At 71.7% G+C, this 23,644-nt stretch carries 19 protein-coding genes; 16 read left to right on the forward strand and 3 right to left on the reverse strand.

Annotated features, from left to right (window positions below; all coding sequences use genetic code 11):
• Positions 1-5: 5 nt before the first annotated feature.
• The 9 genes from mnmA (at position 6) to ORG17_RS04600 (ending at position 13,200) form a co-directional block, all read left to right on the forward strand.
• Positions 6-1,112 carry a tRNA 2-thiouridine(34) synthase MnmA gene (gene mnmA, locus ORG17_RS04560; protein WP_027464605.1) on the forward strand — a complete coding sequence of 369 codons (1,107 nt, stop codon included), beginning with the start codon at positions 6-8 and terminating at the stop codon, positions 1,110-1,112.
• Positions 1,113-1,178: 66 nt separating this feature from the next.
• The gene (gene ligA, locus ORG17_RS04565) at positions 1,179-3,509 is read left to right on the forward strand and encodes an NAD-dependent DNA ligase LigA (protein ID WP_214528012.1); all 2,331 of its coding nucleotides are present in this window, start codon (positions 1,179-1,181) and stop codon (positions 3,507-3,509) included.
• A gap of 194 nt (positions 3,510-3,703) precedes the next feature.
• Positions 3,704-5,116, forward strand: a complete 1,413-nt coding sequence (locus tag ORG17_RS04570) for an alpha/beta hydrolase (protein WP_214528013.1) — start codon at positions 3,704-3,706, stop codon at positions 5,114-5,116.
• 239 nt (positions 5,117-5,355) lie between these two features.
• Positions 5,356-7,680: a transglycosylase domain-containing protein gene (locus tag ORG17_RS04575; RefSeq protein ID WP_214528014.1), complete on the forward strand. Its 2,325-nt coding sequence runs from the start codon at positions 5,356-5,358 to the stop codon at positions 7,678-7,680.
• A gap of 139 nt (positions 7,681-7,819) precedes the next feature.
• Positions 7,820-8,119, forward strand: a complete 300-nt coding sequence (gene gatC, locus ORG17_RS04580; protein ID WP_017887005.1) for an Asp-tRNA(Asn)/Glu-tRNA(Gln) amidotransferase subunit GatC — start codon at positions 7,820-7,822, stop codon at positions 8,117-8,119.
• Positions 8,120-8,130: 11 nt separating this feature from the next.
• On the forward strand, positions 8,131-9,678 hold the full coding sequence (gatA, locus tag ORG17_RS04585) for an Asp-tRNA(Asn)/Glu-tRNA(Gln) amidotransferase subunit GatA (RefSeq protein WP_027464607.1): 1,548 nt from the start codon (positions 8,131-8,133) through the stop codon (positions 9,676-9,678).
• Positions 9,678-11,183 (forward strand): Asp-tRNA(Asn)/Glu-tRNA(Gln) amidotransferase subunit GatB, encoded by a 1,506-nt coding sequence (gatB, locus tag ORG17_RS04590; RefSeq protein WP_035807593.1) that lies wholly within the window; start codon positions 9,678-9,680, stop codon positions 11,181-11,183. The genes gatA and gatB overlap by 1 nt, the downstream gene beginning before the upstream one ends.
• 110 nt (positions 11,184-11,293) lie before the next feature.
• Positions 11,294-12,481 carry a type III polyketide synthase gene (locus ORG17_RS04595; protein WP_214528015.1) on the forward strand — a complete coding sequence of 396 codons (1,188 nt, stop codon included), beginning with the start codon at positions 11,294-11,296 and terminating at the stop codon, positions 12,479-12,481.
• Entirely contained in the window at positions 12,478-13,200 is a 723-nt protein-coding gene (locus ORG17_RS04600) for a methyltransferase domain-containing protein (protein ID WP_214528016.1), read from the forward strand. Before ORG17_RS04595 ends, ORG17_RS04600 begins: the two co-directional genes overlap by 4 nt.
• Before the next feature lie 178 nt (positions 13,201-13,378).
• Here ORG17_RS04600 and ORG17_RS04605 read toward each other — a convergent pair whose 3' ends face one another.
• Positions 13,379-14,428 (reverse strand): zinc-dependent alcohol dehydrogenase family protein, encoded by a 1,050-nt coding sequence (locus tag ORG17_RS04605; protein ID WP_214528017.1) that lies wholly within the window; start codon positions 14,426-14,428, stop codon positions 13,379-13,381.
• An 80-nt stretch (positions 14,429-14,508) separates the two neighbouring features.
• On the opposite strand from ORG17_RS04605, the gene ORG17_RS04610 reads away from it, so the two are divergent.
• Complete coding sequence (locus tag ORG17_RS04610) at positions 14,509-15,453, forward strand: DUF3097 domain-containing protein (RefSeq protein ID WP_071246568.1); 945 nt, start codon at positions 14,509-14,511, stop codon at positions 15,451-15,453.
• Positions 15,454-15,523: 70 nt separating this feature from the next.
• Positions 15,524-16,177 (forward strand): hypothetical protein, encoded by a 654-nt coding sequence (locus tag ORG17_RS04615; RefSeq protein ID WP_017886998.1) that lies wholly within the window; start codon positions 15,524-15,526, stop codon positions 16,175-16,177.
• Between the two features lie 308 nt (positions 16,178-16,485).
• Here ORG17_RS04615 and ORG17_RS04620 read toward each other — a convergent pair whose 3' ends face one another.
• Together ORG17_RS04620 and ORG17_RS04625 are read right to left on the reverse strand one after the other, a co-directional pair.
• Positions 16,486-17,499, reverse strand: a complete 1,014-nt coding sequence (locus ORG17_RS04620; protein ID WP_027464613.1) for a LacI family DNA-binding transcriptional regulator — start codon at positions 17,497-17,499, stop codon at positions 16,486-16,488.
• Positions 17,496-17,918, reverse strand: coding sequence for a DUF3054 domain-containing protein (locus tag ORG17_RS04625; protein WP_214528018.1), 423 nt, complete (start codon positions 17,916-17,918; stop codon positions 17,496-17,498). Before ORG17_RS04625 ends, ORG17_RS04620 begins: the two co-directional genes overlap by 4 nt.
• 263 nt (positions 17,919-18,181) lie before the next feature.
• On the opposite strand from ORG17_RS04625, the gene ORG17_RS04630 reads away from it, so the two are divergent.
• The 5 genes from ORG17_RS04630 to ORG17_RS04650 all read left to right on the forward strand — a co-directional run bounded on the left by ORG17_RS04630 (position 18,182) and on the right by ORG17_RS04650 (position 23,570).
• A complete protein-coding gene (locus ORG17_RS04630) occupies positions 18,182-18,994 on the forward strand; it encodes a hypothetical protein (RefSeq protein WP_146247918.1) in 813 nt (270 codons plus the stop codon).
• 478 nt (positions 18,995-19,472) lie between these two features.
• On the forward strand, positions 19,473-20,627 hold the full coding sequence (locus tag ORG17_RS04635; RefSeq protein WP_214528066.1) for an extracellular solute-binding protein: 1,155 nt from the start codon (positions 19,473-19,475) through the stop codon (positions 20,625-20,627).
• Positions 20,624-21,658, forward strand: a complete 1,035-nt coding sequence (locus tag ORG17_RS18275) for an ABC transporter permease (RefSeq protein WP_083404318.1) — start codon at positions 20,624-20,626, stop codon at positions 21,656-21,658. Before ORG17_RS04635 ends, ORG17_RS18275 begins: the two co-directional genes overlap by 4 nt.
• Positions 21,655-22,467 (forward strand): ABC transporter permease, encoded by an 813-nt coding sequence (locus ORG17_RS04645; protein ID WP_017886992.1) that lies wholly within the window; start codon positions 21,655-21,657, stop codon positions 22,465-22,467. Before ORG17_RS18275 ends, ORG17_RS04645 begins: the two co-directional genes overlap by 4 nt.
• Positions 22,464-23,570 (forward strand): ABC transporter ATP-binding protein, encoded by a 1,107-nt coding sequence (locus ORG17_RS04650; protein ID WP_214528065.1) that lies wholly within the window; start codon positions 22,464-22,466, stop codon positions 23,568-23,570. Before ORG17_RS04645 ends, ORG17_RS04650 begins: the two co-directional genes overlap by 4 nt.
• Positions 23,571-23,644 lie beyond the last annotated feature (74 nt).

The following is a 23,644-nucleotide window of genomic DNA, read 5'->3' on the forward strand; positions in this document are numbered from 1 at the left end:
GACGCATGCGTGTTCTTGCGGCGATGAGCGGTGGTGTCGACTCGGCGGTGGCCGCAGCCCGGGCGGTCGACGCCGGCCACGACGTGGTGGGCGTGCACCTGGCCCTGAGCCGGATGCCCGGCACCCTGCGTACCGGCAGCCGCGGATGCTGCACCATCGAGGACTCGATGGACGCCCAGCGCGCCGCGTCGGCCCTCGGGATCCCGTACTACGTGTGGGACTTCTCGGCCCGGTTCAAGGAGGACGTCGTCGACGACTTCGTGGCCGAGTACCAGGCCGGCCGCACCCCGAACCCCTGCATGCGCTGCAACGAGCGGATCAAGTTCGCGGCGCTGCTCGAGAAGGCACTCGCCCTGGGCTTCGACGCCGTCGCGACCGGGCACTACGCCTCGATCGTCACCGGTCCGGACGGCTCCCGTGAACTGCACCGGTCGGCCGCGTGGGCGAAGGACCAGTCGTACGTGCTCGGCGTCCTGACCGCCGAGCAGCTGCAGCACGCGATGTTCCCGCTCGGAGCCACCCCGTCGAAGGACGAGGTCCGGGCCGAGGCCGCCGAGCGCGGGCTGACGGTCGCCCAGAAGCCGGACTCGTACGACATCTGCTTCATCCCGGACGGCGACACCCGCGGCTGGCTGGCGGACCGCGTCGGCACCGCCCCCGGCGACGTCGTCGAGCGTGACGGCACGGTCGTCGGCTCGCACGAGGGTGCCACCGGCTACACCGTCGGACAGCGCCGCGGCCTGGCCCTCGGCCGCCCGGCACCGGACGGCAAGCCCCGGTTCGTGCTCGAGATCCGCCCGAAGGACAACACCGTCGTCGTCGGCCCGAAGGAAGCCCTCGCCGTCACCTCGATGTCCGGCTCGCGGTTCACCTGGGCGGGCACGGCCCCGGCCGACCCCGCGACGCCGTTCGCCTGCGACGTGCAGATCCGCGCGCACGCCGACCCGGTGCCCGCGACCGCCCGGGTGCAGGACGACGTGCTCGTGATCGACGTCGACGAGCCGCTGCACGGGGTCGCTCCCGGGCAGACCGCCGTGGTCTACGTCGGCACGCGCGTGCTCGGCCAGTGCACGATCGACACCACGGTCAGCGCCGTCCCCGTCGACGCCTGACCCCGCCGCTCCCGGGGCGCACGCTCGCTGCACGCCGCGTCGGTGGTGCACGGTAGAACTGATGCCATGAGCGAGACCGACGCGACGTTCGAGACCATCGACCCCGACGGGCTCGACGCCGCCCAGGCCGCGCGCGAGGTCGACCGGTTGCGCGCCCGCGTCAACGAGCTGCGCCACGACTACTACGAGGGCAACGCCTCGCCCCTGTCGGACGCCGACTACGACGCCCTGGTGCACCGCCTCGACGCGATCGAACGGCGGTTCCCGGAACTCCTGACGCCCGACAGCCCGACGCAGACCGTGGGCGGGCAGGCGCAGACGACGCAGTTCGCGCCGGTCGAGCACGCCGAGCGCATGCTCTCGCTCGACAACGTCTTCAGCCCCGACGAGCTCACCGAGTGGGCCCTCAAGGTGCAGCGTGACGCCGGCGCCGAGCGGGTGCGGTTCCTGACCGAGCTGAAGATCGACGGCCTGGCCATCAACCTGCGGTACGAGCACGGTCGGCTCGTCTCGGCCGCCACCCGCGGTGACGGCGTGGTCGGCGAGGACGTCACCGGCAACGTCCGCACGATGGGCACGATCCCGGACCGCCTGTCGGGCACCGGCCACCCGCCCCTGGTCGAGGTCCGGGGCGAGATCTTCTTCCCGGTCGCCGAGTTCGACGAGCTCAACGCCAACCAGCGCGAGGCGGGGGAGCGCGTGTTCGCCAACCCGCGCAACGCCGCCGCCGGGTCCCTCCGCCAGAAGGAAGAGGGCAAGTCCGAGGCGAAGCGTGCCCTGATGGTCGACCGGCTGCGGCGTCTGCGGATGCTCGTGCACGGCATCGGCGCGTGGCCCGTCCGCGAACTCGAGCAGGGCACCGACGTCCGCAGCCAGTCCGAGGTGTACGAGCTGCTGCAGACCTGGGGCCTGCCGACGAGCAGCCACTACCGGGTGTTCGACACCATCGACGAGGTCAACGGCTTCGTCCGGACCACGGGGGAGCGCCGCTCGGCCGTCGAGCACCAGATCGACGGCGTCGTGGTGAAGGTCGACGACCTCGCCCTGCACGAGGAACTCGGGTCGACGTCGCGGGCGCCGCGGTGGGCGATCGCCTACAAGTACCCGCCGGAAGAAGTGCACACGACGCTCACCGACATCGTGGTCAGTGTCGGCCGCACCGGCCGCGCCACCCCGTTCGCGGTGATGGCCCCGGCCGAGGTCGCCGGGTCCGTCGTCCGCCAGGCCACGCTGCACAACCAGCAGGTCGTCAAGGCGAAGGGCGTGCTGATCGGCGACACCGTCGTGCTGCGGAAGGCCGGCGACGTCATCCCCGAGGTGCTCGGCCCGGTGGTCGAGCTCCGTGACGGCTCCGAGCGCGAGTTCGTGATGCCGACGAACTGCCCCGAGTGCGGCACCGAGCTCGCCCCCGCGAAGGAAGGCGACATCGACCTGCGCTGCCCGAACGCGAAGAGCTGCCCGGCGCAGGTGCGCGGCCGGGTCGAGCACATCGCCTCGCGCGGGTCGCTCGACATCGAGGGGCTCGGCGAGGTCGCGGCCGCGGCGCTCACGCAGCCGCTCCGCCCGGAGACCCCGCCGCTCGTCACCGAGGCCGGACTGTTCGACCTGACGATGCAGGACATCGTCCCGATCGAGGTCATCGTCCGCGACGCCGAGACCGGCATGGAGAAGGTCGACGACGACGGCACCCCGAAGCGCGTCACACCGTTCAGCCGGGCGCGCAAGAAGACCGACCCGCCGTTCGACCCCGAGGCACGGGGCGCCGACTACACCGGTGAGCCGAGCCGCTACCCGTCGAAGAACGCGTTCGAGATGCTCGCGAACATCGACGCCGCGAAGACGAAGCCCCTGTGGCGGATCCTGGTCGGCCTGAGCATCCGCCACGTCGGACCGGTCGCCGCCCGAGCCCTGGCGAACCACTTCGGCTCCCTCGACGCGATCCGGTCGGCTTCGCGCGAGGACCTCGCGGCCGTCGACGGGGTGGGCGGCATCATCGCCGACGCCCTGCTCGCCTGGTTCGACGTCGACTGGCACCGCGAGATCATCGACCGCTGGACCGCGGCCGGCGTGCAGTTCACCACCCCGGGCCACCCCGGCCCGGGCGGTGCCGACGTCGAGGGCGGCGTGCTGAGCGGCGTCACCGTCGTCGCGACCGGGTCACTCGAGGGCTACACGCGCGAAGGTGCGCTGGAGGCGATCATCACCGCCGGCGGCAAGGCGGCGTCGAGCGTGAGCAAGAAGACCGACTTCGTGGCCGCCGGTCCGGGTGCCGGTTCGAAGCTCACGAAGGCCGAGCAGCTGGGCGTCCGGATCATCGACGCCGAGCAGTTCCACCTGCTCGTGACCGAGGGGCCGGCGGCGCTCGCCGAACCGGAAGCGCCGACGACCGAGGGCTGAGGCCCGAGGACCGAGCCGGGATGCCCAGCACGCCCGGTCGCATCCGCTGAGCGCGGCGCGCCGTCGAGCGCGCCCAGTTCGGGGGACAAGTTGCATCGCGCATGGATGATCCGCGGACATCTCCATAGACTCGACCGAGCATCACCCGTCGTCTGCAGGGGGACGTCGGGACGGCCTTCCCGGGGGAGACCCGAATGCTGCTCATCGCTGCGGCTCTGCTCACCGCCTCGGTGCACTCGCTCGGAGTGATCGAGGTCCCAGGCATGCCCCCGACGCACCAGGTCACGGTCACCAGCACCGCCGCGACACGCATCGTCCCGGTCGTGGACCCCGCCGTCGCCACGCTCCCGGCGGCACCGGCGGCACCGGCGGTACCAGCGGCGTCGACATCGACATCGACGACGGGGGTGGGGGTCGACGACCTCGCCGCCGCGCACGGACGAGCCTTCGTGGAGGACCTCGGTGCACTCGGCGCCGCCGACCTGCGAAGCGCGGCCACCGACCGTCGTGTCGTGGCGACGGTGCAGGACGACCCGCCGCCCGCGCAGACCGTCGCGCAGTGGTGGTCGCACCTGCCGGCCGACGAGCAGGACCGGCTCCGGGTGCACGCACCCGCCCTGGTGGGGAACCTCGAGGGCGTGCCGTACGCAGTCCGCGACCAGGCCAACCGCGCGACGCTGACCGCCGGCCTCGCCGACGCCGACCTCGGTGCAGCCCGGGCCGCGATGCTCGGGCAGGTCCGCGACTCCCTGGTGCAGGAGCCGGGCGACCCGCGGCGCTTCCTGGTGGCGCTCGACACCCGGGGTTCCGGGCGTGCGGCGATCAGCATCGGCGACCTCGACACCGCGGCCGACGTCACCGTCGTGGTGCCGGGCATGTTCTTCACGGTCACCGGGCAGATGACCGACTTCACCAACACCGCCAACGACCTGTCCCGCGAGCAGGCCACCCTGGCGCCGCTCGCCGCCACCGGCAACGGGTCGGGCGTCGCCGTCGTCGCGTGGATGGGGTACCGCACTCCGGACCTGTCGAACATCCTGTCGCTCGGGCTCGCACGGACCGGGGCGGAGCGGCTCGAACGGACCGTCGCAGGGCTGCGCGTGATCCGCGCAGGCGACCAACCGCGGGTGAACATCGTCGCGCACTCGTACGGGTCGACCACGGCGATGACGGCCCTGGCGTCGGGGCGCATGACCGCCGACACCCTGACCGTGCTCGGGTCGCCGGGCAGCGACGTCCGGACGGCGGACGACCTCGCCGTCGCCACCGGACAGGTCTTCGTCGGCGGTGCGCACAGCGACCCCATCGCGGGCTCCGGGTACTTCGGCACCGACCCGGGTGGGGCGTCGTTCGGCTCGACCGTGCTCGACCTGGCCGGGGGCGCCGACGCGCTGTCGGCCGGTGACGTGTTCCGGCGTCCCGTGGGGCACAACGACTACCTCAAACCGGGCACGGCATCGCTGCACGACGTCGCCCTGATCGGCATCGGACGCGGCGACCTGGTGCGCGAGCAGGTCCGACGCGGGAAGTCGGGTGGCGACGGCATCGTCGGCGCCTCGCCGGACATGTACCTCGTGCGCCCGCAGGATCTGCAGCCCCGTGACTGACCGGCCGTGCCCGACCGCCGACCGGGTGGACCCGCCGGTCGTGGCGACGCGGTGGGCGTGACCCGATCGTGACCGGCGGCCGACGTGCCGGAGCCGACGCGGGCCTCCCGGCCGGATCGGTGCGCCCGCGCGGATCGCGACCCGTCCTCGGAACGGGCTGGGTGGCAACCTGAACGCGACCGCAGCCTGCACTCGTTCCGGGGCAGAACCAGTACAGCCCTGCTGTCTACGGTGCCGTCATGCGTGTGGTGCGATGGCCTGGTGCTCTCCTGATGTTCGTGGTGATGTCCGTGCTCGCCGGCATGCTCGTCGCCGTCGCGGTGACCCCGGCGGTCGCCGTCGCGGGAGAGGGGACCTCCGGGGCGGTCTCGTTCTTCGAGGACCTGCCGACCTACCTCGACGTGCAGACCCCGCAGCAGGTGTCGTCCATGTACGCGGAGCAGGGCGGGAAGCAGGTCAAGATCGCCTCGTTCTACGCCGAGAACCGCACGAACGTCACGGCCGACCAGATGGCGGACACGCTCAAGCAGGCGGCGATCGACACCGAGGACCCGCGCTACTACGACGAGGGCGGCATCGACGTGCTCGGCACGCTCCGCGGCGTCGCCGCGACCGTCGTCGGCGGCGATGTGCAGGGCGGCTCGAGCATCACGCAGCAGTACGTCAAGAACGTCCTGGTGCAGCAGTGCGAGGAGCTCACCGGCGCGGACCAGGCCGCCACCGAGAAGAAGGTCGAAGCCTGCTACGAGGATGCGGCCGGCGTCACGCCGCAGCGCAAACTGCAGGAGATGCGGTACGCCATCGCGGTGAACAAGAAGTACTCGAAGGACGAGATCCTGACCGGGTACCTCAACATCGTCGGGCTCGGCGGGCGGGTCTACGGCGCCGAGGCCGGGGCCGAGCACTACTTCGGCGTGCACGCGAAGGACCTGTCGCTCGTGCAGTCGGCCACGCTCGTCGCGATCCTCAACAACCCGTCGAACCTGCGCATCGACGTGCCGAGCGACAAGGACAACGGCAAGGCCAACGGGTACGAGCTGACGAAGGAGCGCCGTGACTACGTGCTCCGCCGGATGCAGGCGCACGGGTCGATCACGAAGGCACAGATGACGAAGGCGATCGCGACGCCGGTCACGCCGAAGATCACCGAGACCGCCAACGGGTGCTCGACCGCCGCGACGAACCACGACGCCGGCTACTTCTGCGACTACGTCCGCGACCAGGTGCTGCAGGACCCCGCGTTCGGCAAGACCGCGGCGGCACGCATCGCCACGCTCGACACCAAGGGCCTGCAGATCCACACCTCGCTCGACCTCGACCTGCAGGGTCAGGCACAGTCCGCCCTGTCCACCTACGTGCCGGCCACCATGGCCGGCGTCGACGTCGGCGGCTCGAACGTCACCGTGGAGCCCGGCACCGGCCGGATCATGTCGATGGTCCAGAACACCACCTACACGCAGGGGGACCACGCCGGGGCCGGTGCCACGGCGGTGAACTACAGCGCCGACTCCGGGTACGGCAACTCGGGCGGGTTCCAGACCGGCTCGACCTACAAGGTGTTCACCCTGGCCGAGTGGCTCGCCAGCGGGCACACCCTGTCCGACTCGGTCACCACCTCGGAGCACCAGTTCGAGAACGCCGAGTTCACCAACACCTGCCAGAACGTCGCGGGCGGCACCTGGAACGTCGCCAACGCCGAGAGGGTGCCGTCGTCGATGTCGGTCGAGGCGGCGACGGTCGAGTCGATCAACACCGCGTACGCCCAGATGGGCAAGCAGCTCGACCTGTGCAAGATCGCCCAGCTCGCGCAGTCGATGGGCATCCACCGCGCCGACGGCGGTGACCTGACGCAGACGCCGTCCTCGATCCTCGGCGTGAACGAGCTGTCGCCGATCGACCTGGCCGAGGCGTACGCGGGCTTCGCCAACGGCGGCATCGTGTGCACGCCCACCGCGATCGACTCGGTGACCGAGGCAGACGGCACGAAGATCACCCCGACGCCGTCGTCCTGCACGCAGGGCGTCTCGGCGGACGTCGCGGGCACGGTCGACTACGCGCTGCAGGGCGTGCTGTCCGGGTCGGGGACGGCCGCGAGTGCGAACCCCGGGGACAGCGTGGCGAAGTTCGCGAAGACCGGCACCACCGACGGTGACGTGCAGAACTGGCTGGTCGCGTCGTCGACGAAGTACACGAACGCCACCTGGGTCGGCAACGTGCAGGGGAACGTGAGCCTGGCGAACTGGCCGTTCCTGCAGGGCACCACCGGGTACAGCGCGAAGTTCGGGGTCGGGAAGTCGATGATGGCGTACCTGGACCAGACCGTCGGCGGGGGAGCGCTGCCCGCGCCGAGCCAGGCGATGATCGGGCAGGCGAGCAAGTCGTCGTCGTCATCGTCGTCATCGTCGTCAGGGTCCTCGTCCGGGCAGGGGACGGCGCAGGACGACCAGACGACGCCGACGACCGCGCCAGCCGCTCCGGCTGCACCCGCTGGTCCGGCTGCTCCGGCGCCCGCCGCGACGGTGGCCCCGGCGGCGCCGGCTGCGAGGGACCAGAACGGGAAGTGACCCGACAACCCCCGCAAGGCCCGGTGCCGGTCCGGCGGACCGGCACCGGGCCCCGCGGGGCGTTGTCCACAGCCGCGCCTGCGCGCCCGACGCAGCCAATAGACTGTGGGGCATTCCACGAACCGATCGACGGAGCACCATGCCTGACATCACGAGCGAGCAGGTCGCGCACCTGGCGAACCTCGCACGTATCGCACTCACGCCCGACGAGATCGAGAAGCTGACCGGGGAGCTGTCGCACATCGTCGAGAGCGTCGCCAAGGTCGCCGAGGTCGCGACCGACGACGTCCCGGCGACGAGCCACCCCGTGCCGCTCGGCAACGTCACCCGACCCGACGTGGTCGGCACGACGCTGACGCAGGAGCAGGCGCTCTCCGGGGCGCCCGACTCCGACGGCGAACGGTTCCGCGTGACCGCCATCCTCGGCGAAGAACAGTAGGGCGAAGAACAGTGACTGACGACATCACGAAGCTGAGCGCCGCGGCGCTCGCCGACGCCCTCGTGGCGCGCGACGTCTCGAGCGTCGAGGCCACCCAGGCCCACCTCGACCGGATCGCCGCCGTCGACGGCGACGTGCACGCGTTCCTGCACGTCAACCAGAACGCCCTGGCAGTGGCGAAGTCGATCGACTCCCGCCGTGCCGCCGGTGACGACCTCGGGCCCCTCGCCGGTGTGCCGATCGCCGTCAAGGACGTCCTGTGCACGCAGGACATGCCCACGACCGCCGGGTCCAGGATCCTCGAGGGCTGGGTGCCGCCGTACGACGCCACCCCCGTCGCGAAGCTCCGCGCCGCCGGCCTCGTGCCGCTCGGCAAGACCAACATGGACGAGTTCGCGATGGGCTCGACCACCGAGTTCTCGGCGTACGGTCCGACCCGCAACCCGTGGGACCTCGACCGGATCCCCGGCGGGTCCGGCGGTGGCTCGGCCGCCGCGGTCGCCGCGCACGAAGCACCCTTCGCCCTCGGTTCGGACACGGGTGGCTCCATCCGCCAGCCCGGTGCCGTGACGGGCACGGTCGGCGTGAAGCCGACCTACGGCGGGGTGAGCCGCTACGGCGCGATCGCGCTGGCGTCCAGCCTCGACCAGATCGGCCCGGTGTCCCGCACCGTCCTCGACGCCGCGCTCCTGCACGACGTCATCGGTGGGCACGACCCGAAGGACTCCACGTCCATCCCGGACGCTTGGCCCTCAATGGCCGCCGCCGCACGCGAAGGGCTGCAGGCGGACACGCTCCGCGGCCTGCGCGTCGGCGTGGTGAAGGAACTCGCCGGGGGCGACGGGTTCCAGGCCGGTGTCACCCAGCGCTTCCAGGAGACGGTCGCGCTGCTCGAGTCGGCCGGTGCGGTCGTCGTCGAGATCGACGCCCCGTCGTTCGCGTACGCGATCAGTGCGTACTACCTGATCCTCCCGGCCGAGGCGTCGTCGAACCTCGCCAAGTTCGACTCGGTGCGCTTCGGCCTCCGGGTCACGCCCGAGAACGGCGCCACCGTCGAGGACGTCATGGCCGCCACGCGTGAAGCCGGCTTCGGACCCGAGGTCAAGCGGCGCATCATCCTCGGCACCTACGCCCTGAGCGCCGGCTACTACGACGCCTACTACGGCTCGGCGCAGAAGGTCCGCACGCTCGTGCAGCGGGACTTCCAGGCCGCGTTCGAGCAGGTCGACCTGCTCGTCAGCCCGTCGGCGCCGACGACCGCGTTCCCGATCGGTGAGCGCATCGACGACCCGCTGGCGATGTACCTCAACGACCTCACCACGATCCCGGCGAACCTCGCCGGTGTCCCCGGGATGAGCATCCCGAACGGCCTCGCGCCCGAGGACGGCCTGCCCGTCGGCGTGCAGCTGATGGCGCCCCAGCGTGAGGACGCCCGGCTGTACCGCTACGGTGCCGCCCTCGAACGTCTGCTCGAACAGCAGTGGGGCGCGCCGCTCATCGCGTCCGTCCCGGACCTCGACCAGAGTCAGCAGTCCGCTGCGCAGGAAGGTGTGATCTGATGGCGCAGAAGGACGCGCTGATGGACTTCGACGAGGCGCTCGAGCGCTACGAGCCGGTGCTCGGCTTCGAGGTCCACGTCGAACTCGCGACGAAGACCAAGATGTTCTCGGACGCCCCGAACTTCTTCGGCGGCGAGCCCAACACGAACGTCACCCCGGTCGACCTCGGGCTGCCCGGGTCGCTGCCGGTCGTGAACGCACAGGCCGTGCGGTACTCGATCCAGCTCGGGCTCGCGCTCGGCTGCTCGATCGCCGAGTCCTCGCGGTTCGCCCGGAAGAACTACTTCTACCCGGACAACCCGAAGAACTACCAGGTCTCGCAGTACGACGAGCCCATCGCCTACGAGGGCGAGGTCGAGGTCGAGCTCGCCGACGGCACGATCTACAACATCCCGATCGAGCGCGCCCACATGGAAGAGGACGCTGGCAAGCTGACGCACGTCGGTGGTGCCACCGGCCGCATCCAGGGCGCCGAGTACTCGCTCGTCGACTACAACCGTGCCGGCGTGCCCCTGGTCGAGATCGTCACGAAGCCGATCTTCGGCGCCGAGCACCGTGCCCCCGAGCTCGGAGCAGCCTACGTGCAGGTCATCCGCGACCTCGTCCGGGCGCTCGGTGTCTCCGAGGCCCGCATGGAGCGCGGCAACCTGCGGTGCGACGCGAACATCTCGCTGCGCCCCCGCGGGCAGGAGAAGCTCGGCACCCGCACCGAGACCAAGAACGTCAACTCGTTCCGCGCCGTCGAGCGTGCGATCCGCTACGAGATCCAGCGTCAGGCCGCGATCCTCGCCGCCGGTGGCACGATCACGCAGGAGACCCGCCACTGGCACGAGGACACCGGCCGCACGTCGGCAGGTCGCCCCAAGTCGGACGCCGACGACTACCGGTACTTCCCGGAGCCCGACCTGCTGCCCGTCGTGCCGGATCCCGCCGTCATCGCGGAGCTCCGTGCCTCGCTGCCCGAGGCCCCCGTCGCACGCCGCCGTCGCCTGAAGGGTGACTGGGGCTTCGCCGACCTGGAGTTCCAGGACGTCGTCAACGGTGGCCTGCTCGACGAGGTCGAGGGCACCGTCGCCGCCGGCGCCGCACCCCAGGCCGCCCGCAAGTGGTGGACCGGTGAGATCAGCCGCGTCGCCAACGCGCAGGACGCAGCCCCCGGTGACCTGGTGTCGCCGAAGCACGTCGCCGAGGTCATCGCGCTCGTCGAGTCCGGCGACCTGACCGACCGTCTGGCGCGCCAGGTGCTCGAGGGCGTCATCGCGGGCGAGGGCTCGCCGGCGCAGGTCGTCGAGGCCCGCGGGCTCAAGGTCGTCTCGGACGACTCCGCCCTGACGGCCGCGGTCGACGAAGCACTCGCGGCGCAGCCCGACGTGCTGGCGAAGATCCAGGACGGCAAGGTCCAGGCAGCCGGCGCGATCATCGGTGCGGTCATGAAGGCCATGAAGGGCCAGGCCGACGCCGCCCGCGTGCGGGAACTCGTGCTGGAGCGCGCACAGCAGTCGTAGGCAGTCCCACCACGCAAGGGCACGGCACCGGTCGGTGCCGTGCCCTTCGTGCGTCCCGGTCGCCGTGCGCATCCTGGGGACGCGTCAGCGATCCGGTGACAGGATGAGTCGTGTCCGCAACGATCCGCGCCATCGGAACCGCCGTCCCCGAGACGACCCTCGACCAGCCCCGGGTGCGTGACCTGTTCTCCGCCCAACCCGACCTCGGGCGGCTCGGCAAACGGCTCGTCCCCGCCGCGTTCGACGGGTCGGCGGTCGACCAGCGGCACACCGTCCTCGAGGAACTCGACTCCGCACGTGCCGGTGGTGCGTTCCGTGACGACGACGGCACCCTGCGCTCGCCGTCCACCGGCGCACGCAACGACCGGTACCGCGAACTCGCACCGCCGCTGTTCGTCGCCGCCGCCCGCGACGCCGTGGAACGTGCCGGCATCGCGCCGGCGTCCGTCACGCACCTGGTGACCGTGTCGTGCACCGGGTTCACGCAGCCCGGACCCGACATCGACGTCGTCGAGCAGCTCGGGCTCCCCGGGGGCGTCTTCCGGCACCACATCGGTTTCATGGGGTGCTGCGCCGCGTTCCCCGCGCTCCGGATCGCCGCGGCGTTCGTCGACCAGGACCCGGACGCCGTCGTGCTCGTGGTCTGCGGCGAACTCTGCACCCTGCACGTCCGCGCCTCGAACGACCCCGACCAGATCGTCGCCAACAGCGTCTTCGGCGACGGTGCGGCCGCCGCGGTGGTCGCCCGCGATGGAGCCGGTCTGCGCTTCGACGACTTCACGACGGCCGTGGTGCCGGAAGGGGCGTCCGAGATGGCGTGGAACATCGGGGACGAGGGCTTCGAGATGGTCCTGTCCACCGCTGTGCCGAAGCTCGTCGGTCTGCACGTCCCGAGCGCCGTGCAACCGCTGCTCGCCGGCGGGCCCGCCTCGGACGTGCCGGTGTGGGCGGTCCACCCGGGCGGCCGGGCCATCCTCGACCGCACCCAGGAGTCGCTCGGTCTGCCGGGCAGTGCGATGGAGTCGAGTCGGCGGGTGCTGCGCGAACACGGGAACATGTCGAGCGCCACCGTGCTCTTCGTGCTGCGGGACGCCGCCGATGCCGGCCTCGAGGACGGCAGCGCCGTCGTCGCGCTCGCGTTCGGCCCCGGCCTCACCGTCGAGAGCGCACGGCTCACCGCGGTGCGGACCGAGGCGTCGCCCGCGGCAGAACCCGCGAAGTCGCCCGCGGCGGAACCCGCGGCAGCACCCACTGTCGCACCGGCCCGCGTGCCCGTCGCGACTACGGGCGCGGCGTGAGCCGTCAGGGCGGCGGCACCACGGGCCTCCCGGCCGTCGACCTGCGCACCCGCGCGCTCAGCCTGACCGAACTGATGGACGACCCGAACTGTGACCCCCGTGCGCTCGCACGCACCTTCCGGCGCTTCGCCGTCGTGAACGCGCTCGTGAGCGGTTGGCGTGCGGCCTGGCGCTCGCACGTCGTGCCGGCCCTGCCCGCCAGCGGCCGTGGCCGGGTGCTCGACCTGGGGTGCGGCGGCGGCGACCTGGCCCGCTCGCTGGTGCGCTGGGCGGCGAGCGACGGCTTCGACCTCGAGGTCGTCGGGGTCGACCCGGATGAACGCGCCATCGCCGCGGCACGGCGGTCGTCCCCGACCGGTGTGACGTTCCGGCAGCAGTCGAGCGGTGACCTCGTCGCGGCTGGTGAGCGGTTCGACGTCGTCGTGTCGAACCACGTGCTGCACCACCTGGGTGACGAGGAGCGGCGGGGGTTCCTGGCCGACTCCGAACTGCTCGCGAGCGGTCGCAGCCTGCACTCGGACATCCGGCGGTCGCCGGCGGCCTACCGGGCCTACGCGCTGGCGTCACCGCTCGTGGCGGCGGGGACGTTCATCCGGGTCGACGGCCTGCGGTCGATCCGCCGGAGCTTCACCGTGCCCGAACTCCGCGACGTGCTGCCCGGCGGGTGGCGGGCCGAGGCGGCTGCGCCGCACCGGGTGCTGGCGATCCGCGACGCGTGAGCGGGCGGGGCCGCGGGGCGCGGGCCGCGGGCCGCGGGCCGCGGGGCGCGGGCCACGGGCCGCGGGCCGCGGGGCCACGTTTCGGGCTCAGCGACAGTTCACGGGCGTGCCCGCGCGTGAACTGTCGCTGAGCCCGAACGACCGGCCGGCGGCCCCGCGCGACGCGCGACGCGCGCCGCTACGGGCGCAGCAGCACCTTGATGGCCCGGCGCTCGTCCATCGCGCGGTAGGCCTCGGCGGCCTCGTCGAGCGGCAGCTCCAGGTCGAAGACGCGACCGGGTTCGATCGCACCGGACAGCACGTCGGGCAGCAGCTCGGGGATGTACTTCCGGGCCGGGGCCATGCCGCCCGCGATGGCGATGTTCGTGTCGAACAGGTAGCGCGTGCCGATCGTCGGCACCCCGTGCGGGACCCCGACGAAGCCGACGTTGCCACCGGGGCGCACCGAGTGCAGCGCCTGGTCCATGCTCTCCTCGGTGCCGACGGCCTCGACGGCGCAGTCGGCCAGGTCGCCGCCCAGGAGCTCCCGGACGGCGTCGACGCCCTCGGCGCCACGGGCGGCCACGATGTCGGTCGCGCCGAACTCGCGGGCGAGCGCCTGGCGGTCCGCGTGCCGGCTCATCGCGATGATGCGGTCCGCGCCGAGCCGCTTCGAGGCGAGGACGGCGGACAGGCCGACCGCGCCGTCGCCGACCACGACGACGGTCTTGCCGGGGCCGACCGCTGCCGACACGGCGGCGTGGTGCCCCGTCGAGAAGACGTCGGACAGGGTGAGCAGCGACGGCACCAGGGCCGGGTCGACCGGGCCGGGGACGACGACGAGCGTGGCGTCGGCGTCCGGGATCCGCACGTACTCGGCCTGTGCGCCACCGACGGGGTCGCCGTAGGCGTCCGTGCTGCCGAAGCCGGACAGGTGGTCGCAGCCGGTGGTCATGCCGTTGCGGCAGGCCTGGCAGGTGCCGTCGTTCATGGTGAAGGGGGAGATGACGAAGTCGCCCTCGTGCAGGCCGGTGACGTCGTCACCGACGGCGACGACCTCGCCGACGAGCTCGTGGCCGATCGGCCGCGGCTGCTTCGTCTCGGTGACGCCGCGGTAGGGCCAGAGGTCCGAGCCGCAGACACAGGCCGCGAGGACCTTGACGACGACGTCCTTGCCGGACAGGAGCCCGGGTCGGTCGCGCTCCTCGACGCGGATGTCGTTCGGGGCGTGGATGATCGCTGCGCGCACGGGCGGGCCTTCCGTCGAGATGATGGGGAACCGGCGCGGTCGACGTCGTCCGGGCCGTCGTCGACAGTACCCTCGTGCGGGTGGACGACGACCGGTACGGCGGCGATGTGCTCTCGGGGGACTGGCGCTCGCGCGGGGTGAAGAAGGTGCGGCAGGTGCCGCTCGAACGGGACATGGTGCTCGAGGACCCGGACTCCGGGTGGGCCGGTGCCGTGGTGGGGCTCGAGGCGGGCAACATCGCGCTCGAGGACTGGAAGGGCCGCACGCGCTCCTTCCCCTTCACCGGGCAGTTCCTGCTCGAGGGTGAGCTGGTGACGCTGGGGCGGCCGTCGGCGCCGGTCGGCCGGTCTGCCGCAGCCGCTGCCGGCTCGCCGGGTTCGCTGGGTTCCGTTCATTCGGACTGGAGGCCCGGGGGCGCGCCCGCCGTGCGGCAGGCGTCCGACGGTGGTCGGCTCCGCACCGCGTCCGGATCGTTCGCCGTGGAGTCGCAGCGTGCTCGGGTGGCGCTCCCCAGCCGCATCATGGTCGAGGGCAAGCACGACGCGGAACTCGTCGAGAAGGTCTGGGGCGCCGACCTGCGCGTCGAGGGCGTCGTGGTCGAGGAACTCTCCGGCGTCGACAACCTGGCCGCCGTGCTCGACGAGTTCCAGCCGACGCGGGAGCGCCGGGTCGGGGTTCTGGTCGACCACCTGGTGCCCGGGTCGAAGGAGTCCCGCTTCGCCGACGCCGTGATGCGTGGCAGGTGGGGAGCGCACGTGCTCGTCGTCGGGCACCCGTTCGTCGACGTCTGGCAGTCGGTCAAGCCGGCGCGGGTCGGGCTGCGGGCGTGGCCGACGATCCCGCGCTCGATCGAGTGGAAGGCGGGCATCTGCCAGGCGCTCGGCTGGCCGCACGCCGAGCAGGCCGACATCGCTCGGGCATGGCAGCGGATCCTCGGGCAGGTGCGCACCTTCGCCGACCTCGAGCCGGAGCTGCTCGGCCGTGTCGAGGAGCTGATCGACTTCGTGACGGAACCACAGGCCTGAGAACCGGTGGATTGCCCGACCGGCGCGGTGCGCCGGGGGTGATCCGTGCCTCCAGGCCTACTGTTGAGGGATGGACGGCATCGACGGTCGCGTGCGGGGCGCGGTCGACCTGTGGCTGCGCTGGCTGCCGCGTTGGCAGATCGGTACCGCCCGCCCGCGCACGCGCATCTGCCGGAAGTGCACCGGGTCCCCGATCGCCGCGGCCGCGGGGTTCGGACCCGACGTGCCGCACGCCGTCCAGCACGCCCTGATCGGGCGGATCTCGACGATCGTCGAGGACGCCGTCGACGACTACACGGCGAAGAACCTGCCGCTGCTGCAGCGTGAACTCGAGCGGGCGGCGGCTCGGAAGCGGCACGCGGGGTACCAGCCGGCCGAGGGGTTGTCGCCGGAGTTCCAGGGCCTGGACGTGGACCCCGAGCCGTCGCCGGGGTCGCCGTTCCTGTTCACGCTCGGCGAGCTCGCCGGCACCGGTGCGGGGGAGCAGACGCCGCGCGAGCCGTTGTCCGACGAGGCGAAGGCTGCGCTCCGGCACGAGATCGCGCTGTCCGACGAGTGTGCACGGTCGACCGGTACCGCGGTGTGCCTGGCGCTCATCGACCACCGGCCGCGGATCGCCGAGGCCGTCGAACGGCTCGTGGAGCCGCAGATCGAGGCGCTGGTGTCGGACATGTTCCGCGGGTTCGACGGGCCGGAGGACGGCCCGCGCAGCGGGTTGTTCTAGGCGCGGGCGTGGGCGCGCGGGTGCGGTGCGCGGGTGCGCGGCTGCCGTGGGTCGAAGCCGCACGGTGCTGTTTGTGTCGGCCGGTGCGAGGTTGTCCGCTCGGTGCACGCTTGTAGAGCCGCACCGAGCCATCGCGGTGGTAGCGCTTGACGAACCTCGCACCGTGCGTGTTTCCCGAGCCTCGCCCCGCATCACGAATCGTGCACGGTCTGAGCGACCTCGCACCGTGCGCGAGGCCCGGAGCCTGCACGGGTTGAGTCGACGCGCACCGTGCGAGGTCGGCGAGTCGGCGAGTCGGCGGGTCGGCGTCAGCGGGGGAGCAGGGTGCGGCCGGGGATCACGGTGCCGCGCAGTGAGCGGTGCTCGACCGGGCGCGTGGGGTCGTCGATGCGGCCGATGACCAGGTCGATGGCCTCGCGGCCGATGCGCTCGATCGGTTGTTCGAGTGTCGTGAAGCCGATCCAGTCGCTCGCCAGCGGGTAGACGCCGTCGAACCCGGTGACGGAGAGATCGCGCGGGACCTCGACACCGCGGCGGGCCAGCGCCTCGCACACGTCGAGCATGAGCCGGTCGGTCGGGCACATCACCGCGGTCACGCCCGACTCCTGCACGGCGTCCACCAGGTCGGCGGCGAGGTCGTCGGGTGGCCGCACGAAGCTCGCGTCGATGTCGATCACCCGGACGCCACGTGCTCGGAGCCGCTCGAGCATCGCCGAGGATCGCGCGTGCTGCGTGATCGCGTTGTCGAGCGGGACGGTGAACACCACGGCCGTGGTGTGGCCGGCATCGGCGACGGCATCCGCGATGGAAGCCCCACCGTCGACCTCGTCGCAGTAGACGCTCGAGAGCGCCGGGTGCAGCTCGGGCCGACCCGCGACGACGGTGGCGATGCGGGGCGCGAACTCGGCGATGTCGGCGGACGGCATCAGGCCACTGCACACGACGAGGCCGTCGACGCGCATCGACACCAGTGCGGCGAGGGCGGACTTCTCGTCCTCGACCCGACCGACGCCCGTCGTGGTGACGACGCGGTAGCCGAGCTCCGATGCGCGGCGCTCCATCACGGCGTGCAGTGCGGTGTAGACCATGGACGAGGCGTCCCGGACGAGCATCCCGATCGTGTTCGTGCGCCCGCTGACCAGTCCGCGAGCCATCGCGTTCGCGACGTACCCGAGCTCGGCTGCCGCTCGTTCGACGCGTTCGCGGGTCTCGTCCGAGAACCGGCCTGTGCCGGAGAGCACGCGGCTCACCGCCGACTTCGAGACCCCCGCACGTGCGGCGACGTCGAGGATCGTCGGCTGGGAACCGCGGCTGCCGTTCACGCTTCGGACGCTGCGGCGTCCCGTCGCGACCGCGACGCGGTGAACCGGAGCACGCCGCGGGCGATCGCGCGCCAGCCGAGCAGGAACACCCCGAGCACGATCGTCGCGACGATGACGAACGAGATCGGCAGCGGGTTGCCGTCGACGTCACCCTGGCCGGTGGCGACGCGGATGGCCAGACCGACGAAGACCGTGAGGATCCAGACCACGATGCCGGTCGGCCAGAAGCGCAGCGGTCGAGCCCAGGCCCCGCTCGTCACGTACCCGATCGCCCAACCGGTCAGGAACGGGTACGCGGTGGTCCAGAGCGCCAGCGCCGTGTTGGCCTCACCGTGCGACGAGCGCCCGATGAGTGCGAAGACGACGATGAGGACGACGTCGATGACGGCTGCGAGCCAACCCCAGGTGCGTGCGTTCACCCGCTCATTCTCGCAGGCCCCCGACTGCTCGCTCATTCCTCCACAAGGTGTTCGGCGGGGCTGGCCCTCCACAGCACGCCCACGCGGTGCTGCTCCGTAGGCGGAGGATCCGGAGCATCACCAGTATGTCGATGAACCTCAAGCTCGCACCGGTCCCCGAAGTCCTCACGTTCCGAACGTCCGCTCAGCGCCCCGACGAGTCCGATGTCATCAGACGTCGGGCGGCTGCGGGGGAGCTCACACGGGTAGCACGCGGACTGTACGTGGAGTCTGCGGGATGGGCCGCACTCCGCCCCAGCGAGCAGCACCACGTCCGGCTGCGCTCGTTCGCTGACCGGATCCGCCCCGGAGACCTGATCTCACACGTCTCCGCTGCCGTCGTCTTCGGTGTGCCCCTGCTCACCCCACCACCGACACGGATCCACGTGACCTCACGCGGTGCCGACCGGCGCACCACGAACGCGACCTTCGTGGTGCACGCCGACCTCGATGCTGAACGGAACGAGCGTCCGGTCGCCACGCCCGACGGGTTGCTGTTGTGCGGACTCGATCGGCTGGCGACCGACCTCGCACTCACACTGCCGTTCACCGACGCGGTCGTGTCCCTCGATGCGCTCCTCCGTCGCGAGGTCGAGCGCGAAGACGTCCGGTCGGCGATCGAGCGGCGTGGGCAGAAAGGACGACGTCGCGCTCTCCGGGCGATCGGGTTCGCCGATGCCGCATCGGACTCACCGGGGGAGTCGTACGCACGAGCGCGGTTCGACCAGTTCGGGACACGACCGCCGGTCCTCCAGCACCGCTTCCGAGCGCTCGGCGAGCCGGACATCGTCGTGGACTTCTGGTTCCCGGATGCCGGGGTCGTGGTCGAGTTCGACGGAGCCGTGAAGTACCGGAGCAGTGCGTACCTGCGGGGACGGACGCCGGAGGAAGCGCTGTTCGACGAGAAGGTCCGGGAAGACCGGCTCCGCGCGTTCCCCGAGGTGCGAACCGTGGTGCGGCTCACCTGGTCGGACCTGCGCAACGAGTGGGTCCTCCGCGCGAAGCTCCGCCAGGCCGGAGTCCGTATGTCGCGCTGAGGGGTGTAAGTAGCGCACCGTGCGAGATTGTTCGGCCTCTTGCCGGTGCGCACGGTGCGCGGTTCGTCGCCCATCGCGGACCTGGCTGCTCGGTGCGGGGTCGTCGACAGCGAACCGGGCCGCGCACCGTGCATCGTTCGCCGGTCGGGGGCGAGCAGCCCGCTCGGTGCAGGGTTGTAGCCGGGCACGAAGCCGTCAACCTCGCACGGGTCGGCGGAACTCGCACCGTGCGCCGTCACCGCATCCGACGCGCAGCACCGCGCCCGCGCCCGCGCCCCGCACGCCTGCACCCGGAGTTCACCCGGCGGCGACGCCGGAGGCACCCGGAGTTCACCCGGCAGCACCACACTCGACCCCGGCGCGGGAACGTTCCCACACGACCCGCCCGGACGACCCCGCACACCCGCACGACCCCGCACGACCCCGCACACCCCCACCCCGCACGACCCCACCGCACCACGGAACAGGGAGAACCCACGTGAAGACCCGAGTCCTCGCCGGCCTCGCCATCGCGGCAGCCGCGACCGTCGCACTCTCCGGCTGCGTCCAGAGCGCCAACGCCTCGGACGCCTCCGACACCGACGGCACCACCGACCTCACCGTGTTCATCAGCGGCGACACCAACGTCCAGGACCTCTGGGACAAGTCGCTCATCCCCGCCTTCGAGAAGGCGAACTCGAAGATCCACGTCAGCACGAGCATCGACCTGCACGGCGAGCACGACGCCCAGACCCAGGCGAACCTCGCCACCGCGGTCAAGGCCGGCAAGTCCGTCGCGTACGACCTCGTCGACGCCGGCTTCGTCACCACCGCCGGCAAGGCCGGGCTGATGGCGAAGGTCGGCGACAGCACGATTCCGAACCTCAAGGACGTCCCGGACGCCACGAAGCAGCAGGGCGGCGACAGCGCCATCCCGTACCGCGCTTCGAGCGTGCTGCTGGCGTACGACGCGAAGAAGGTCACGGACCCGCCGAAGACCCTCGACGACCTGCTCGCCTGGATCAAGGCCAACCCGGGCGAGTTCGCCTACAACTCCCCGTCGTCCGGCGGTTCGGGTGGCTCGTTCGTGGCCACGGTGCTCGCGAAGTACCTGACGCCCGCCGAGCAGGAGACGATGCAGACGAAGTACGACAAGTCGCTCGAGTCGAAGTGGGTCAAGGGCTTCGCGGCCCTGAAGGACCTCGGCCCGTCGACGTACCAGAAGGGCGTCTACCCGAACGGCAACGACCAGGTCGTGCAGCTGCTCGGCAGTGGCCAGATCGCGATGGCCCCGGTCTGGAGCGACCAGTTCATCACCTCGCAGAAGACCGGCATCATCCCGAAGACCGTCAAGGCCGTGCAGATCGACGACCCGTCGTTCACCGGCAGCGCGAGCTTCCTCGGCATCCCCAAGACCGAGCCGAAGGCCAAGAAGGCGGCGGCCGAGAAGCTCGCCGACTTCGTGCTCAGCGCGAAGGGGCAGCAGCTCGTCGCGAGCGCCGTCTCCGGCTACCCGGTGATCCCGCTCGACAGCCTGCCGGCGTCGGTCGCCGAGCAGTTCGCCGACGCGAACCCCTCGCAGCTCCGCCTCGGGTTCCAGAGCGACTTCGCCGCGGACATGAACGCGGCGTGGGACGCGAAGGTCCCGCAGTGACCCAGACCGTCCAGGACGGCCCGGCAACCGGCCGGGAGGCCCGTGGCGACTCCGCCACGGGCCTCCCGCCCGTCCCGCCCCACGCCCAGGGCCCGGCGCACCCCGCCATCGGGCGCACGGCGCAGGAGCGGCTGGCCCGCCGCCGGCGGTGGCAGGGCCTCGCCCTCGTCGCCGCCCCGGTGCTGGTCGTCGTCCTGTTCGTCGGCGTCCCGGTGGTGAACGCCGCCCTGTTCAGCCTCGGGTTCACCGGTGGCCTGAACCAGGCGCTCGCCGACATCGGCGGCGACACCGTGCGCGGTTTCTCGTTCGCGGTCTACGCCACCCTGCTCGGCAACGCCACGTTCCTGCGTGACCTGGTCGCGACGCTCGGCGTCACCGCACTGTCGACCGGCCTGACCGTGGGGCTCGCCGTCGTCGTCGCGGTGATCCTGCGACTCCGCGGAGGCTTCCTCGGCAAGACCCTCAGTGTCCTGGCCGTGGTACCGATCTTCGTGCCGGTGGTCATCGCGAGCTGGTCCATCCTGACGTTCACCGACGCGCAGGGGTTCCTCCGGAGCCTCGGTGCCCAGTTCGGCCTCGACGTCCCGGTGTGGGGCTACACCCTCGTCGCCGTGGTGTTCGGCAGCGTCTGGACCAGCCTGCCGTTCGCGGTGCTCATGATCGCCGGGGCGCTGCAGGGCACACCGGACGCCCTGGTCGAGGCCGCGAAGGACGCCGGGGCGAGCACCTGGCGCGTCGTCTGGCAGGTGCTCCTGCCGATGGCCGCGACCCCGCTCGTCATCGCGACGACGTTCACCGTGATCGGGGTCCTCGGTTCGTTCACCGTGCCGTACTTCACCGGTCCGAACGCCCCGACGATGCTCGGCGTCGACATCTCGAAGTACTTCCAGGCCTACAACCGTCCACAGCAGTCGACGGCGATGGCGTTCATCGTGTTCGCGTTCGCCGCGGCCGCGAGCATCTTCTACCTCCGCTCGACGGTCCGCTCGAACGCGGGCGAGCTCGACAAGAAGCAGCAGGAGCAGCAGTGATCAAGCGTCTGACCGGCAACGCCCTCGTCTGGGCGACCGCGATCGTGCTGGCCGTGTTCATCCTCGGGCCGCTCGTCTGGCTGGCCGCCCGTGCCTTCGCCACGACGTGGACCTACCCGAACCTGCTGCCCGACGGCTGGACCCTGCAATGGTGGGGCACCGTGTTCGAGGACCGCAGCCTGGCCGTCGCGGTGCAGAACTCGCTCGTCCTCGCCCCGCTCACGGTCCTCATCGCCGCGGTGGTCTGCCTGCCCGCCGCGTGGGCGATCAGCCGCATCGAGTTCCCGGGGCGGCGGCTCGTGCTCGTCGGACTGTTCGCCACGAACGCGTTCCCGAAGATGGGCCTCTTCGTCACGATGTCGGCGATGTTCACCGCGCTGAACCTCATGAACACGGTCACCGGCATCCTGATCGTCCACGTCCTGGGCTGCGTCGTGTTCATGACGTGGTTGCCCGCCGCAGCCTTCTCGGCAGTGCCGCGGTCCCTCGAGGAAGCCGCCCGCGATGCCGGGGCGAGCCGCTGGCGCACCTTCTGGAAGGTGACGTTCCCGATCGCCTGGCCCGGGATCCTCGTCGCGATGGTGATGTCGTTCCTGGCGTCCTTCGACGAGGCGCAGGGCACGTACCTGGTCGGCGCCCCGACGTACATGACGATGCCGACGGCGATGTACTCGCTCGTCCTGAACTCCCCGCGCCAGGTCTCGGCGGTGTTCGCGATCGCGTTGAGCATCCCGTCCGTGGTCCTGCTGCTGCTCGCCCGGAAGCACATCATGGGCGGCCGCCTGGCGGACGGCTTCCAGATCCGATGACCCACACCAGCACGAAAGGCGACCAGATGACGGACAAGGCGCTCGTCGCAGAACGCGCACCGGGCCTCCAGGCCGACGGCAGCACGGCGGACCGGACCCGCTCCGGCGGACTCACCATCCGCGGACTGCGCAAGACGCTCGGCGGACGCGACGTCGTCGCCGGCATCGACCTCGACGTCGCGAAGGGCGAGCTCGTCTCGCTCCTCGGCCCGTCCGGCTGCGGCAAGACCACGACGCTCCGCATGGTGGCGGGGTTCCTGCCCGCCGACGGCGGCGTCGTGACCATGGGGGACCGCGACGTCACGTCGCTCGGCCCGGAGCGCCGGCCGAGCGCGATGGTGTTCCAGAACTACGCGCTCTGGCCGCACATGACGGTGACGCAGAACGTCGCGTTCCCGCTGCGGACCCGACGGGTGCCGAAGCAGCGGGTCGCCGAGCGGGTGCGCGACGCGCTCGAGCTCGTCGGCCTGAGCCACCACGCCGGCTCGAAGCCGACCGCGATCTCGGGCGGCGAGCAGCAGCGCGTCGCCCTGGCCCGCGCCATCGTGCAGGAGCCGGACGTCCTGCTCCTCGACGAGCCGCTGTCGAACCTCGACGCGAAGCTCCGCGTGAGCGTCCGCGACGAGATCCGCCGCATCCAGCAGCGACTCGGCATCACGACCGTGATCGTCACGCACGACCAGGACGAAGCGCTCAGTATCTCCGACCGGATCGCCGTCATGCACGACGGCCGCATCGAGCAGATCGCGACACCGACCGAGCTCTACGCCCGCCCCGCCACGAGCTTCGTCGCGTCGTTCATCGGGTCGACGAGCGTCGTCACCGGCCGGTTCCTCGCCGGCACCTCGGTCGGCCCGACGGCGGCCGACACGGTGCTGGTCCGCCCCGAGCAGGTCGTGCTCACCGACGACTCGCCGATCCGTGCGACGGTCGCGCGGGTGCTCATGCGCGGGCACTTCGCCGAGGTCGTGCTCAGCACCGACGGCGCGGAGCTCCGCGCCTACGTCACCGGGCCGCCGCCGGCGGTCGGCACCGAGACCGGGGTGCGCCTGGGCGAGGTGCTCGTCCACCGCGACGGCGTGCTGCTCGAGGTCGCCCGATGAGCGCGGGGGCTTCGACGTCCACGGCTTCGGCTGCGGCTGCGCCTGCGGTCGATCGTGTGGTCTCGACCAGCGCG

It is taken from the genome of Curtobacterium flaccumfaciens pv. betae (genome assembly GCF_026241855.1).
Taxonomy (GTDB): Bacteria; Actinomycetota; Actinomycetes; order Actinomycetales; family Microbacteriaceae; genus Curtobacterium; species Curtobacterium flaccumfaciens.